Annotated in this window: 15 protein-coding genes; 13 read left to right on the forward strand and 2 right to left on the reverse strand. The window is 74.5% G+C overall.

The window, feature by feature from the left end:
• Positions 1-3 precede the first annotated feature (3 nt).
• Positions 4-675, forward strand: a complete 672-nt coding sequence (locus tag ACFUK0_RS15570) for a Wzz/FepE/Etk N-terminal domain-containing protein (RefSeq protein ID WP_380250255.1) — start codon at positions 4-6, stop codon at positions 673-675.
• Entirely contained in the window at positions 672-1,844 is a 1,173-nt protein-coding gene (locus tag ACFUK0_RS15575) for a GNAT family N-acetyltransferase (protein WP_380250257.1), read from the forward strand. The genes ACFUK0_RS15570 and ACFUK0_RS15575 overlap by 4 nt, the downstream gene beginning before the upstream one ends.
• On the opposite strand, the gene ACFUK0_RS15580 is transcribed toward ACFUK0_RS15575, so the two are convergent.
• Positions 1,821-2,975, reverse strand: a complete 1,155-nt coding sequence (locus tag ACFUK0_RS15580) for a glycoside hydrolase family 26 protein (protein WP_380250259.1) — start codon at positions 2,973-2,975, stop codon at positions 1,821-1,823. The genes ACFUK0_RS15575 and ACFUK0_RS15580 overlap by 24 nt on opposite strands.
• Before the next feature lie 420 nt (positions 2,976-3,395).
• Between ACFUK0_RS15580 and ACFUK0_RS15585 the strand changes: the two genes are divergently transcribed.
• The 9 genes from ACFUK0_RS15585 (at position 3,396) to ACFUK0_RS15625 (ending at position 10,552) form a co-directional block, all read left to right on the forward strand.
• Positions 3,396-4,331, forward strand: coding sequence for a hypothetical protein (locus ACFUK0_RS15585; protein ID WP_380250261.1), 936 nt, complete (start codon positions 3,396-3,398; stop codon positions 4,329-4,331).
• A 281-nt stretch (positions 4,332-4,612) separates the two neighbouring features.
• On the forward strand, positions 4,613-6,211 hold the full coding sequence (locus tag ACFUK0_RS15590) for an ABC-F family ATP-binding cassette domain-containing protein (RefSeq protein WP_380250263.1): 1,599 nt from the start codon (positions 4,613-4,615) through the stop codon (positions 6,209-6,211).
• A gap of 404 nt (positions 6,212-6,615) precedes the next feature.
• The gene (locus tag ACFUK0_RS15595; protein WP_380250339.1) at positions 6,616-6,849 is read left to right on the forward strand and encodes a helix-turn-helix domain-containing protein; all 234 of its coding nucleotides are present in this window, start codon (positions 6,616-6,618) and stop codon (positions 6,847-6,849) included.
• A 395-nt stretch (positions 6,850-7,244) separates the two neighbouring features.
• Complete coding sequence (locus ACFUK0_RS15600) at positions 7,245-8,051, forward strand: enoyl-CoA hydratase/isomerase family protein (protein WP_380250265.1); 807 nt, start codon at positions 7,245-7,247, stop codon at positions 8,049-8,051.
• A 145-nt stretch (positions 8,052-8,196) separates the two neighbouring features.
• On the forward strand, positions 8,197-8,706 hold the full coding sequence (locus tag ACFUK0_RS15605; protein ID WP_380250267.1) for an Asp23/Gls24 family envelope stress response protein: 510 nt from the start codon (positions 8,197-8,199) through the stop codon (positions 8,704-8,706).
• A gap of 52 nt (positions 8,707-8,758) precedes the next feature.
• A complete protein-coding gene (locus ACFUK0_RS15610; protein ID WP_371479011.1) occupies positions 8,759-8,950 on the forward strand; it encodes a hypothetical protein in 192 nt (63 codons plus the stop codon).
• Positions 8,950-9,297: an Asp23/Gls24 family envelope stress response protein gene (locus tag ACFUK0_RS15615; RefSeq protein ID WP_380250269.1), complete on the forward strand. Its 348-nt coding sequence runs from the start codon at positions 8,950-8,952 to the stop codon at positions 9,295-9,297. Before ACFUK0_RS15610 ends, ACFUK0_RS15615 begins: the two co-directional genes overlap by 1 nt.
• A gap of 30 nt (positions 9,298-9,327) precedes the next feature.
• Complete coding sequence (locus ACFUK0_RS15620; protein WP_380250271.1) at positions 9,328-9,915, forward strand: DUF6286 domain-containing protein; 588 nt, start codon at positions 9,328-9,330, stop codon at positions 9,913-9,915.
• A gap of 13 nt (positions 9,916-9,928) precedes the next feature.
• Positions 9,929-10,552 (forward strand): alkaline shock response membrane anchor protein AmaP, encoded by a 624-nt coding sequence (locus ACFUK0_RS15625; protein WP_380250273.1) that lies wholly within the window; start codon positions 9,929-9,931, stop codon positions 10,550-10,552.
• Positions 10,553-10,559: 7 nt separating this feature from the next.
• On the opposite strand, the gene ACFUK0_RS15630 is transcribed toward ACFUK0_RS15625, so the two are convergent.
• Positions 10,560-11,321: an SDR family oxidoreductase gene (locus tag ACFUK0_RS15630; RefSeq protein WP_380250275.1), complete on the reverse strand. Its 762-nt coding sequence runs from the start codon at positions 11,319-11,321 to the stop codon at positions 10,560-10,562.
• A gap of 128 nt (positions 11,322-11,449) precedes the next feature.
• Here ACFUK0_RS15630 and ACFUK0_RS15635 point away from each other — a divergent pair, with 128 nt between their 5' ends.
• Entirely contained in the window at positions 11,450-11,854 is a 405-nt protein-coding gene (locus ACFUK0_RS15635) for a MerR family transcriptional regulator (RefSeq protein WP_380250277.1), read from the forward strand.
• Positions 11,855-11,865: 11 nt separating this feature from the next.
• A complete protein-coding gene (trxA, locus tag ACFUK0_RS15640; protein WP_380250279.1) occupies positions 11,866-12,198 on the forward strand; it encodes a thioredoxin in 333 nt (110 codons plus the stop codon).
• Positions 12,199-12,209: the final 11 nt, after the last annotated feature.

Here is a 12,209-nt window from a genome sequence, read left to right on the forward strand (position 1 = left end):
CGAATGTCCGAACTGCGCCAGAGCGCTCGCCAACTGGCCCGCCGCTGGTGGCCGGTGGCCCTCGCGGTGCCGCTGGGCGCCGTGGCCGGGGCCGGCTACGCCGCCGTCGCGCACCCGGTGTACGCCGCCAACTCCTACGTGGTGGTGGTGCCGCAGAACCCGGGGGAGGGAGCGACCGCCGTCAACTTCGCCCAGGCGTACGGCCGGCTGGCCGGGCAGCCGCAGGTCCTCGCCGGGGCCGCGACGGTGACCGGCCGCACCATCTCCGCGCTGGAGGCGCTGGTGCACGGCACCACCTCGCCGGACGCGCCGGTGATCGAGATCACCGGCACCGGGCCGAAGCCGGCGGACGCCGTGCGGTCGGCCGACGCGGTGGCGAAGTCGCTGGTGGCGTTCGCGAACACGAGCAGCGCGGAGACCGGCGTCAGGCTCGTCCCGCTGGCCGCCGCCGCCGAGCCGGAGCAGCCGACCACGCCGTCCGGGCAGCTCGACGTGGCGGTCGGCGGCGCGGCGGGCGTCCTGATCGGCGCCCTGGTGATGATGACCCGCCGCCGCGGCGACCAGCCGGTGGCCGCCCCGGCCCCCGTGGTGCCCGCGCCCGCCGCCCCGGCCGCGCCCGTCGCGCCGGAGCAGGCCGATGCCAGGGGGACCGTCCGCGCCGGGAGTACCCGATGACCGCCGACGTCGCGGCGGCGGGCCTGCCCGCACAGGCGTCGGCCCCGCGCTGGACGGCCGAGATCCGCCGGGACGACGAGGCGATCGCCGAACTCGCCGCGGAGTGGGACGACCTGGCCGCCCGCTGCCGGATGGCCACCTCGTTCCAGTCCGCCGCCTGGCAGGCGTCCTGGTGGCGCAGCTACGGGCGGCCGGGCGCCCTGGTGGTGGTGCTGGTCCGCCGGGACGGCCGGCTGGTCGGCGCGGGGGCGTTCCAGCGCGGCTGCAACCCGCTCGGCGGCCTCAGCGGCTCGCTGAGCGGCCTCGGCGGCGGGTTGATCGACTTCACCGACGTGCTGCTCGACGACTCCTGCGCGGAGCGCGCCGCCGCGGAGTTCGCCGCCGTGCTCCCGCTGTCGCGGCCCTGGCACACGCTGGACCTGCGCGAGGTGCACCCGGAGGCGGCCGTCCAACTGGTGTTCGAGCAGTGGCGGGGGCGCCGGAGCCGCCTGGAGGACTCGCTCTGCCAGTACCTGCCCGCCGTCCCGATGGAGCAGTTGCTCAAGCGGCTGCCGGGCAGGACGGCCCAGCGCAGCCGGGTGAAGCTGCGCCGGATCGCCGAGTCGGGCGTGGAGGTGCGCACGACCGCGCCCGAGGAGGTGCCGGAGGCGATCGCCGGGCTGCTGCGGCTGCACTTCCTGCAGTGGCAGGACCGCGGGGTGACACCGGAGCACCGCACCGAGCGGTTCGCCCGGCACCTCACCGACTCCACCACCGGCCTGGTCGCGGGCGGCCGCGCCGCCGTCCACCAGTACTGGCTGGACGGGGAGCTGGTCGCGGTGAACCTGGTGCTGCTGGCCCCGGTGTTCGGCGGCCTCTACCTCTACGGTGCGCACCCGGCGCTGCGTGAGCGGCTGGACATCGCGGGCCTGCTGTTCGGCGCCGCGCTGGACGAGGTGGTCGGCGCCGGAATCCCGGTGCTCAGCCTGCTGCGCGGCCAGGAGCCGTACAAGCAGCGCTGGCGCCCGGACGCGACGGCCAACCAGCGCCTGCTGCTGGGCCCCGGCCGGGTGGCCCCGGGTGTGGCCGCGCTGCTGCTCGGCGCCAGGGCCCGGCAGAGCGCCGTGCACCTGCTGCGGACGCGGCTGCCGCGCCTGAAGGAGGCCCTAGCGGCCCGCCGCCGGAGCTGACGGCGAGGCCTTCGCCACCGGCGGTGAGGGCGGTGAAGGCGGCGAGGACGAGGCCGGCGCCGCCGGGGCGGGCCCGGCCCCGGCCGGGGCGCCTTTCGAGCCGGCCATCAACTGCTTGAAGACCGCGCTGGACCTCGGGTTCCGGTCGCACCCCCAGAAGCCGTGCGGGCAGTAGTCCGTCACGGTCTGGTAGAGCGTGTCGTGGGTGCGCATCCACTCCACCATCCGCCGGACGTACTCCGGGTTGTCGCCGTTCCTGAACAGGCCCCACTCGGGGTACGACACCGGCTTGCCGCGCCGGGCCGCGAACTCGACCTGGTCCTGCAGTCCGTACGGCTCGGAGACGTAGCTGTCGAAGGTGGCGCCGGCCGGCTGGTCGTAGCTGTCCATCCCGATGATGTCGACCACGTCGTCGCCGGGGTAGCAGCGTGTCCAGGCGATGGCGTCCAGGCCCCGGTTGGGGGTGAAGTCGAAGCGGAACCGCTGCCCGGGCACCGATCGCATCACCTCGACGATCCGGCGCCAGTAGGCCTTCCAGGCGGTCGGGTCGGGTTTGCAGCGGTGGGTGTAGGTGGTGCCGTTCATCTCCCAGCCGGGGGTGAGGACGGTGTCGTTGCCGCCCAGCGCGACCAGTTTCCGGGCGAGTTTGAGGAAGTGCTGGTCGAAGTCGCCGCGGGCGCCCTGGGCGAGCAGTTTCGCCACCTGGTCGTCGGGGACGGCGGCCTCGTTGGGCACCAGCATCGGCACGCCGAGCACGAGCGTGCGGGCCGGGTCGGCGAGCCGCCACTGCGACCAGAGCCCGAGCACGACCGGCTCGCCCTCGACGTCGGCCCAGGTGTTCCCGGCCAGGTAGGTGTGGCCGACCTGGAGATTGGCGTTGCCGAGCCACTGCGCGTAGCGGCCGATCTGCGGGATGTACCGGTCCCAGGAGCCGACGAACGCGCCGAACGCCGGTTCGTGCCTGGGCCGCTGGACGACGGGCCGGGGCGCGGCGCCGCGCGGCGCGCTCTCGTCGGCGGAGAGCGCGGCCTGCCGCTCGCGCTGGCCGGGCGGTGCCCCGGCCGGGACGCTCGCGGTGGCCAGCAACAGCAGCAGCGCGGCGGAGCCCAGGGTCAGGCGGCCGAATCGCATGGTGTCTCCTCTGGGCGTCACGACCGGGATCGGCTCGGGCCCGCGATTCCGACAGTAGGGCCACAATCCGACGGTAAGCCGACAAGACGTCAGAAATGCCGAAATTCACCCTGAAGTGGACGCTGTTCGAGCGTTGTGCGCCCGGCGGACGGCTGCGGGGCCGGCCGGCCCCGCAGGGTCCGGAGCCGCCGGGGCCGCCGGCCGGCATCTGTGTACCACCTCTGTAACAGTCCGCAGTCGCGCCCGGGTCGTACGGCAACGGCCCCGGCGGCGCCGCGCCCGTGCGGCGACACCCCCGACAGCGCAGGTCGGCGGGCGGTCGCGGCGAGCCCTCGCCAGGCGGCCGAAAACGCGTCCGGGAGGCGGACCACCGGGGATGTCCGGCTGACTCGCGGGGGCAACGGCAGGTACGCTCCGCCCGTGTCCTGGAAGCCGCTGCGTGTCCTCACCCCCCGATCGGTCCTCCCTGCCCTGGCAGTCCTGCTGGTGCTCGGAGCGGGCGCTGCCGCGCACGCGAACAAGCCGGTTCCGTTCGGCGACCGGGTGGCCGAGCCCGGCGGCGCGGACGCCAGCCCGGTGACCGCGCAGTCCCTGGACACGGCCGGCCTGGAGCTCAAGGTGGGCCCCGGCCTGGAGGCGTACGACCCGGCGACCGGCGAGCACGCCTGGTCCTACCGCCGGGAGGGCGCGACCGCGCTGTACCTGGCGATGGCCGGGGAGAGCGCCGTGGTGCTCTGGGACGACGGCCTGGTCACCTCCGTCCGGCCGTCCGACCACGAGGTGCGCTGGCACCGCGCGGTGCCGGGGCTCGCGGACTGGCTGCGCGGCGACGGGGAGCCGGGCGCCGACAAGCGGACCGAGGCGCAGCGCAAGCAGTTCGCGGTGGACCGTGCCTCCAAGGCCCTCTACACCGTGCCCGAGGCCTCGCCCTGGGTGGCCGTCGTGACGCCGGGGCTGACCATGGGCTTCCGCGATGCCGACGGTGATCTGCGTTACAACTCCAGCCCGGCCGGCAACTGCGTCTACGACCCGCTGCGGACGGTCCGGACGGACTACGCGGTGCTCGTCCCGCGCAGCTGCACGGCGGGCAGCGGCAACGGGCACTCGCCGTCCGGCGGGGTCACCGGGTTCCGCCTGGACAGCACCGGCTGGCAGCTGGCCACCGGCCCGGGCGTGGTGATGCGGGCCCTGGACGGGCAGCGGGTGCAGATCGACGACGGCCCGATCGTGGGCAGCCGGGTCTTCGACACCAGGGCGGCCGCGCCGGAGTCGGCCTGCGGGAGTGCGGCGGAGCCGTTCGCGGCGGTCCGGCCGCAGGGCGCCTGCGCGGAGCCGACGGCCAACCCCGGCCTCTGAGCGGCCGGGCGGGGAGGCGGGCCGCGGTGGCCGAAACGACCGCTGCGGGGGCACATCCCTGCCGAGGTTCCCGCGTGGCCCGGTAGACTGGGCGCCATGGCTGACTTCTCCGGGCACTAGCGGGCGGACGGCGAGCCGATCGGCGCACCTCAGCGGTGTGTTCTTCGGCCGGCCGTGTTCCGTGACGCCGCCCACCCACCCCGCCGTGCCGGTCCGGTGCCCCCAGCCTCTGGGGTGCCCCGGGTGCCCGCGCCCGCCCACGTCCCAGGAGTACCCCAGCCATGATTTCCGCGAACGCCCTCGAACTGCGCGCCGGCGCCCGCGTCCTGATCGAGTCCGCCAGCTTCCGGATCGCCCCCGGCGACCGGATCGGCCTGGTCGGCCGCAACGGCGCCGGCAAGACGACGCTCACCAAGGTGCTGGCCGGTGAGGGCATCCCGGCCGGCGGCACGGTCACCAACTCCGGCCAGGTCGGCTACCTCCCGCAGGACCCGCGCACCGGCGACCTCGACGTGCTGGCCCGCGACCGCATCCTCTCCGCCCGCGGCCTCGACAGCGTGCTGCGCAAGATGCGCGAGAACGAGGAGCGGATGGCGAACGGCAAGGGCGCCACCCGCGAGAAGGCGATGAAGAAGTACTCCAACCTGGAGACGGAGTTCCTCACCAAGGGCGGCTACGCTGCCGAGGCGGAGGCCGCGACCATCGCCGCCGCCCTCGGCCTGCCGGACCGCATCCTCGGCCAGGAGCTGCACACCCTCTCCGGTGGCCAGCGCCGCCGCGTCGAGCTGGCCCGGATCCTCTTCTCGGACGCCGACATCCTGCTGCTCGACGAGCCCACCAACCACCTCGACGCCGACTCGATCGCCTGGCTGCGGGACTTCCTGCGGACGTACAAGGGCGGCTTCATCGTGATCTCCCACGATGTCGAGCTGGTCGAGACGGTCGTGAACAAGGTCTTCTACCTGGACGCGAACCGCTCCGCGATCGACATCTACAACATGGGCTGGAAGCAGTACAAGCAGCAGCGCGAGGACGACGAGAAGCGTCGCAAGCGCGAGCGCGCCAACGCCGAGAAGAAGGCCGCGACGCTCAACTCGCAGGCCGACAAGATGCGCGCCAAGGCCACCAAGACGGTCGCCGCGCAGAACATGGCGCGCCGTGCCGAGAAGCTGCTGGCGGGCCTGGAGCAGGTCCGGGTCTCGGACAAGGTCGCCAAGCTGCGCTTCCCGGACCCGGCCCCCTGCGGCAAGACCCCGCTGACGGCCGAGAGCCTGTCGAAGTCGTACGGCTCGCTGGAGATCTTCACCGACGTGGGCCTGGCGATCGACCGGGGTTCGCGGGTCGTCATCCTCGGCCTGAACGGCGCCGGCAAGACCACCCTGCTGCGGATGCTCGCGGGCGTGGAGCAGCCGGACACCGGCGAGGTGATCGCCGGCCACGGCCTGAAGATCGGTTACTACGCGCAGGAGCACGAGACGCTGGATCCGGAGCGGACGGTGCTGGAGAACATGCGCTCCTCCTCGCCGGACACCGACCTGGTGCAGATCCGCAAGATCCTCGGTTCCTTCCTGTTCTCCGGCGACGACGTCGACAAGCCGGCCGGGGTGCTCTCCGGCGGGGAGAAGACCCGGCTCGCGCTGGCCTCGCTGGTGGTCTCCAGCGCCAACGTGCTGCTGCTCGACGAGCCCACCAACAACCTCGACCCGGCCAGCCGCGAGGAGATCCTCGGCGCGCTGCGGGAGTTCAGCGGCGCCGTCGTGCTGGTCACCCACGACGAGGGCGCGGTCGACGCCCTCCAGCCGGAGCGGATCATCCTCCTGCCGGACGGCGTCGAGGACCTCTGGAGCCCGGCCTACGCGGACCTCGTCTCGCTGGCCTGACAGCTGCCCCGCGGCCGCCCTTGAGGGCGGCCGCACAGCCCCGAATGTCGTCATGTGCATGATGACGGCTGCCCGCTCGCGGTAGACGCGTGGTCCACCGTCGGTACGAGGCGATCTGGTCCTCCCGGCGTGTCCGGGAATGAAGTGGTCCGGGATTCCGTTTGTGTGGGACCTCCTCGGCCCGGCGCCCCTCAGGTGCCGGGCCGGCCGTGCTGATCAGCCCTTTCGTCCGAAAGATGCCTCTCCGGGCAGGGGGGCGTGCACCCAGCGTGAGCGCCCTTGTGCGCTGGGATCACTACCGGCAGACTTCCCTTCCCGACATCGACCTTGTCGAATGGGTGGCCAGGATGCTGTCGATGGGTGATCATGGGAATCTGACCGAGCAACGCTACGAGGAGGCACGGGTGGCCGAGACTCTGAAAAAGGGCAGCCGGGTAACCGGTGCCGCGCGTGAGAAGCTCGCGGCCGATCTGAAGAAGAAATACGACTCCGGGGCGAGCATTCGCGCGCTGGCGGAGGAGACCGGTCGCTCGTACGGCTTCGTGCACCGCATGCTGAGCGAGTCCGGAGTGCTTCTCCGGGGCCGCGGCGGTGCCACGCGGGGCAAGAACAAGGCTACTGCAGGAGCTGGTTCCTGACATTCCGTCAAGCCGGCGGGCGGTACGACCGCAGGGGCCCGAAGGGGTCGTGGTCGCCGCGTCGGGCACTGCGCAGCGGATGCGCAGTCGAGCGCTCAGGATGAATCGGCGGCAGGGCGTCGGCCGGGGAGACGACAGGAGGTCGTCCGCCCCCGGGCCGGGCGAACCGGCCGCCGATCGTCATGTCCGGCCACGGTCTGTCCGGCCGCGGTCTGTCCGGGCCTGGTCGCGGGCGGGTCGGGCTCGCCACGGGGTGCCCCTGCCGCCGCCGCTCCGAGTTTGTTACTCTCCGGTAGCCGAAGGGCCGGGCGTCGCTGCCCGCCGTCGGCCGTGGTCCGCCGCCACCCCCTCGGCGGCGCGTCCCCACGCGACCCCTTCACCGCCGGAGGTGCCCCATGACCGCTCCCGCCACCGACCCGCAGGCCCAGGCCTGGGAGCAGGACGGCGTCCGCCTGGAAATCGACGGTGACGTCGCCCGGGTGACGCTCTGTCAGCCGAAGCGGCGCAACGCCCAGTCGCCCGCCATGTGGCGCGCCCTGGCCGCCGCCGGCCGCGAGCTGCCCGGCAGCGTCCGGGTGGTCGTGCTCCAGGGCGAGGGGGTCTCCTTCTCGGCCGGTCTGGACCGCGCGATGTTCACCGCCGAGGGTCTGCCCGGCGAGCGGAACTTCCTCCAGCTGGCCGCCGCCGAGGACAAGGACCTCGACGACACCATCGCCGGCTACCAGGAGGCCTTCACCTGGTGGCGCCGTCCCGACCTGATCAGCATCGCCGCCGTCCAGGGCCACGCCGTGGGGGCCGGGTTCCAGCTCGCGCTGGCCTGCGACCTGCGGGTGGTCGCCGAGGACGTCCAGTTCTCCATGAAGGAGACCTCGCTCGGGCTCGTCCCCGACCTGACCGGAACCAAGCCGCTGACCGAACTCGTCGGCTACGCGAGGGCGCTGGAGATCTGCGCGACCGGCCGATGGGTCGGCGCCGAGGAGGCGGTGGCCACCGGCCTGGCCAACCTCGCGGTGCCCGGCGCCGAACTCGACGGCGCCGTCCGCGACCTCACCGCCGCACTGCTGGCGGCCCCGCGCAACGCCGTGATCGAGACCAAGGCCCTGCTCCAGGGGGCCGGCGGCCGCTCCTACGAGGAGCAGCGTTCGGCCGAACGGGTGGCGCAGGCCAGGCGGATGCGCGACCTCGCGGGCATCGGGGACTGACCGCGGGGGCGTACCCCGTCCGGACGGCCCGGCCCCTCGGGGGGCCGGGCCGTCGGCGCTTTCCAGGGAGCGGGCCACGTGGCGGAATGCCAGAGTTGGGGTGAATTGCGATATAGCTGGACACGCAACGACAGGAGACCCCGCCATGTCCGACACGCCGACGCCCGCCACCCTGCACAAGAACGCCGCCGCCTCCGGCGCCGGCGCCCCCTCCACGGGGGCGTCCGCCGCGCCGAAGTCGTCCGCCGAGCGCGGGCGCACCGCGCTGGCCGTGGGCGTGGTGGAGAAGATCGCCGGTATGGCCGCCCGCGAGGTGCCCGGCATCCACGCCCTCGGCTCCGGCCTCACCCGCACCTTCGGTGCGATGCGCGACAAGGTGCCCGGCGGCAAGTCCAGCATCGGGCGCGGCATCAAGGCCGAGGTCGGCGAGAAGCAGACCGCCATCGACATCGCCCTGGTCGTCGAGTACGGCGTGGTGATCCCCGAACTCGCCAGCCAGGTACGGGAGAACATCATCACCGCGGTCGAGCGGATGACCGGGCTGGAGGTCGTCGAGGTCAACATCGCCGTGAACGACGTGCACCTGCCCGACGAGCCGGACATCGAGGAGGAGGAGGACCTCGCGCAGTCCGGCCAGCGCGCCAGGCTGCAGTAGCAGGGCCGGCCCCACCCCACGCACGGACGAGCGCCCACACGAGGAGTAGCGGATGAACCTGGCCATCGTCGGCCTGGTGGTAGGAATGGCCCTCGGCTTCGCCGGCTACTTCGGCGGGTTCGCGGCCTTCCTGCTGGTGGCCGTCCTCGGGGCGATCGGATTCGTGGCAGGCCGCCTGCTGGAGGGCGACATAGACCTCGGTGACCTCGGAGACCTGCTGCGCGGCCGCGACCGGCGCCGCTGATGCCGGCCGTCGTCCCGCCCTCGACGGCCGCCGACCGGCGGGGCAGCCTGCGGGTCGCCGACCGGGTGTTCGCGAAGATCGCCGCGCGGGCCGCCCGGGACGCGCTGGACGGCGCCTGGGCGGGGCGCGCCGAGCGGGGCGCCCCGCCCAGGGTCTCCGTCTCGGTGCCCGGCCGCACCGCCACCGTCCGGGTCGGCGTGGAACTCCCGTTCCCCGCCGACCTGGCCGCGCTGGCCCGGCAGGTGCGCGACCGGGTGGCGGGCCAGGTCGCGGCTCTCACCGGCATCAGGGTCGCCGAGGTCACCGTGGTGGTCGAGCGGCTGCTGCCGGCGACGGGCGGGGAGTGACGTGAGGCAACGCGCGCGAAGGCGTCCGCGATGACCCGGCCCGCCACCGGCCCCGTGCCCGGGCCCGAAGCCGAACCTGCCGCCGCCGCACCGCTCCCGCGGGTCCGCCGGCCGCGGGCGCCGCGTACGCTCGCGACCGCGTTCGTCGTGGTCGCCGTCGTGGTCGTCGGCGGGGCACTGCTCTACGACGTCGTCGCCGTGCGCACCGGCCACTCGGCCCGCGCCTGGCGCGCCCACCTCGCCGACGAGCTCGCGACCCGCCACCTCGACGACGTCTGGGTGCTGCTCGGGGCCGGAGCCGCCGTCCTGGTCGGCGGCTGGCTCTGCTGGCTCGCCTTCGCCCCCGGCCTGCGCCGGTGGCTGCCGATGCGCCCGGCCGCCCGGACGGACGCGGTGATCGACCGAGCCGCCGTCGGGGCCCTGCTGGTTACCCGGGCCGACGAGGTGCCCGGCGTGGAGGGGACCACGGTACGGATCAACCGCCGCAGGGTCCGGGTGGCCATCGCCGGCCCGGCCGACCCGGCGGCCGTGCAGCGCGCCCTGACGGCCGAACTCGACCGGATCGGGCTCGCCCGCCCGCTGCGCCTCGACGTCCGCACCCGCCCCGCGAAGCCCTGAGAGGAACACCCCGATGAGCCGTTCGACCGTCAACCGGGTGGTGCTCGCGCCGGCCGGGCTGGTGCTGTTGCTCGGCGGCCTGCTCGTGCTGGCCGGCGGCCTCGACCTGTACGGGCGGCTGGGCATCGACCCGCCGGGCTGGTGGCCGCTGACCTCGCCCGACCAGCCGCTGTTCAGCCACGCCTCGCGCACCCGCTGGACCGACCGGGACTGGTGGTGGCCGGCCGTCGTCGCCGGCCTCTCGCTGCTGCTGGCCCTCGGGCTGTGGTGGCTGTTCGCCCAGCTGCGGCGCACGGCGCCGAGCACCCTCGCGCTGCCCGCCCCGGCCGACGCCGGGCTGCGGCTGCGACTGCGGACCAGGGCCCTGGAGGAGGTGCTGGAGTCCGGCGCCGAAGGGCTCGCCGAGGTCGGGCGGGCGCGGGTGCGGATCGCGGGCCGGCCCAGGCGGCTGACGGTACGCGGCGCGGTCACCCTGGCCCCCGGCGGCGGCCCGGCCGCCCTGGTGGAGCAGTTCGACGCCGGGCCGCTCGCCGCGGCCAGGTCGAGCATCGGGCTGGACGAGCTGCCGGCCGCCCTGCGGGTGCGGGTGGCGGCGACGAAGCGGGCCGCCACCCCGAAGCACCCCCGGGTGATCTGACGGAGGGTCAGAGTCCGCGCAGGGCGCCGCCGTCCACCGGGATCATCACGCCGGTCAGGTAGGAGGCGGCGGGGGAGAGCAGGAACGCCGCGACCTTGCCGAACTCCTCGGCCGTCCCGTAGCGCCCGAGCGGGATCGCGGCGCTCGCCCGCACCCGGGCGGCCTCGGCGTCCCCGCTGAGGGCGTCGAGTTCGCGGACCCGGTCGGTGTCGATCCGGGCCGGCAGCAGGCCGACCACCCGGATGCCGCGCGGGCCCAGTTCGTCGGCGAGCGACTTGGCGGCCATCGCCAGGCCCGGCCGCAGGCCGTTGGAGACGCCCAGCCCCGAGATCGGCTCGCGGACGGAGCCGGAGAGCACGAAACCGATCACGCCGCCGGCGCCCAGCTGGGCCGCCGCCGCCCGGGCGATCCGCAGCGCACCGAGGAACACCGACTCGAAGGCCCCGCGCCAGGTCTCGTCCTCGGCCAGCAGCACCGGCCCGGCCTTCGGGCCGCCGACGCTGATCAGCACGCCGTCCAGCCGGCCGAACGCCGTCCCCGCCGCCTCGACGAGCCGGGCCGCCGAGGCCGGGTCCGCGTTGTCCGCCACCACGCCGTGCGCCCGGCCGGCGCCGCCCAGCTCCGCCACGGCCGCCGCGACCGACTCCTCGGAGCGGCCGCTGACCACCACCCGGGCGCCGTCGGCCGCCAGTTCGCGGGCGGCGGCCAGGCCGAGGCCCCGGGTCGCACCGGTGATCACGTACACCTTGTCCTGCAGTCCAAGATCCATGAGGGACATTGTGGCCTGCCCGGGGGCTTCGGGGGAGCCGGACGGGCGGTCGGGCCGCTGGCGTTGACGTCGGCGTCAAGGTCTACCGTCGGTTGCGGCGGCGTGGAGCGGCCGGAGGGAGCGGGGGCATGCGGATCGGTGAGCTGGCCAGACGGGCGGGGACGACCACCCGGACGCTGCGGTACTACGAGGCGCGCGGGCTGCTGCCCGCCCGCCGCAGCGGCAACGGGTACCGGGCGTACGGCGAGGACGACCTGCGGCTGCTCCAGCAGATCAGGCTGCTGCAGGACTTCGGGTTCGGCCTGGAGGAGACCCGGCCGTTCGTCGAGTGCCTGCAGGCCGGCCACCCGGCCGGCGACACCTGTCCGGCCTCGCTGGAGGTGTACCGGGCCAAGCTCGCCGAACTGGACGAGTGCATCGAACGGCTCCGGCAGGTCCGCGAGCAGGTCGGGGCGCAGCTGTCCCGCGCCGAACTGGAGGCCGGCGCCGCCGGACCCGGGCAGGAACCGCGCTGCGAGCTGGCGCACGACTGAGGGAGAAGCAGATGGTGCAGGTGCTGGGAGTCGCGGCGGTGACCGACGAGTCGTTCGCCGCGGAGGTGCTGGCCGAGCCGGGCCCCGTCCTGGTGGACTTCACGGCCGACTGGTGCCCGCCGTGCCGGCAGATCGCGCCGGTGCTGGCCGAGGTGGCGAAGGAGCAGGCCGGGCGGCTCAAGGTGGTGACGCTGGACGTGGACCGCAATCCGCAGACGCAGGCCGACTACGCGGTGCTGTCGATGCCCACGCTGATGGTGTTCCGGGCCGGCGAGCCGGTGAAGGTGCTGGTCGGCGCCCGGGCGAAGGCGCGGCTGCTGCGGGAGCTCGACGACGTGCTCTGAGCCGCCGGCGG

Source organism: Kitasatospora sp. NPDC057223 (genome assembly GCF_042669755.1).
In the GTDB taxonomy this organism is placed as follows: Bacteria; Actinomycetota; Actinomycetes; order Streptomycetales; family Streptomycetaceae; genus Kitasatospora.

What these genes read in the sequence shown, in the direction of transcription:
- ACFUK0_RS15570 (WP_380250255.1), top strand. Translation starts at nt 4, where the DNA reads ATGTCCGAACTGCGCCAGAGCGCTCGCCAACTGGCCCGCCGCTGGTGG.
- ACFUK0_RS15575 (WP_380250257.1), top strand. Translation starts at nt 672, where the DNA reads ATGACCGCCGACGTCGCGGCGGCGGGCCTGCCCGCACAGGCGTCGGCC.
- ACFUK0_RS15580 (WP_380250259.1), bottom strand. Translation starts at nt 2,975, where the DNA reads ATGCGATTCGGCCGCCTGACCCTGGGCTCCGCCGCGCTGCTGCTGTTG.
- ACFUK0_RS15590 (WP_380250263.1), top strand. Translation starts at nt 4,613, where the DNA reads ATGATTTCCGCGAACGCCCTCGAACTGCGCGCCGGCGCCCGCGTCCTG.
- ACFUK0_RS15600 (WP_380250265.1), top strand. Translation starts at nt 7,245, where the DNA reads ATGACCGCTCCCGCCACCGACCCGCAGGCCCAGGCCTGGGAGCAGGAC.
- ACFUK0_RS15605 (WP_380250267.1), top strand. Translation starts at nt 8,197, where the DNA reads ATGTCCGACACGCCGACGCCCGCCACCCTGCACAAGAACGCCGCCGCC.
- ACFUK0_RS15610 (WP_371479011.1), top strand. Translation starts at nt 8,759, where the DNA reads ATGAACCTGGCCATCGTCGGCCTGGTGGTAGGAATGGCCCTCGGCTTC.
- ACFUK0_RS15615 (WP_380250269.1), top strand. Translation starts at nt 8,950, where the DNA reads ATGCCGGCCGTCGTCCCGCCCTCGACGGCCGCCGACCGGCGGGGCAGC.
- ACFUK0_RS15620 (WP_380250271.1), top strand. Translation starts at nt 9,328, where the DNA reads ATGACCCGGCCCGCCACCGGCCCCGTGCCCGGGCCCGAAGCCGAACCT.
- ACFUK0_RS15625 (WP_380250273.1), top strand. Translation starts at nt 9,929, where the DNA reads ATGAGCCGTTCGACCGTCAACCGGGTGGTGCTCGCGCCGGCCGGGCTG.
- ACFUK0_RS15630 (WP_380250275.1), bottom strand. Translation starts at nt 11,321, where the DNA reads ATGGATCTTGGACTGCAGGACAAGGTGTACGTGATCACCGGTGCGACC.
- ACFUK0_RS15635 (WP_380250277.1), top strand. Translation starts at nt 11,450, where the DNA reads ATGCGGATCGGTGAGCTGGCCAGACGGGCGGGGACGACCACCCGGACG.
- trxA (WP_380250279.1), top strand. Translation starts at nt 11,866, where the DNA reads ATGGTGCAGGTGCTGGGAGTCGCGGCGGTGACCGACGAGTCGTTCGCC.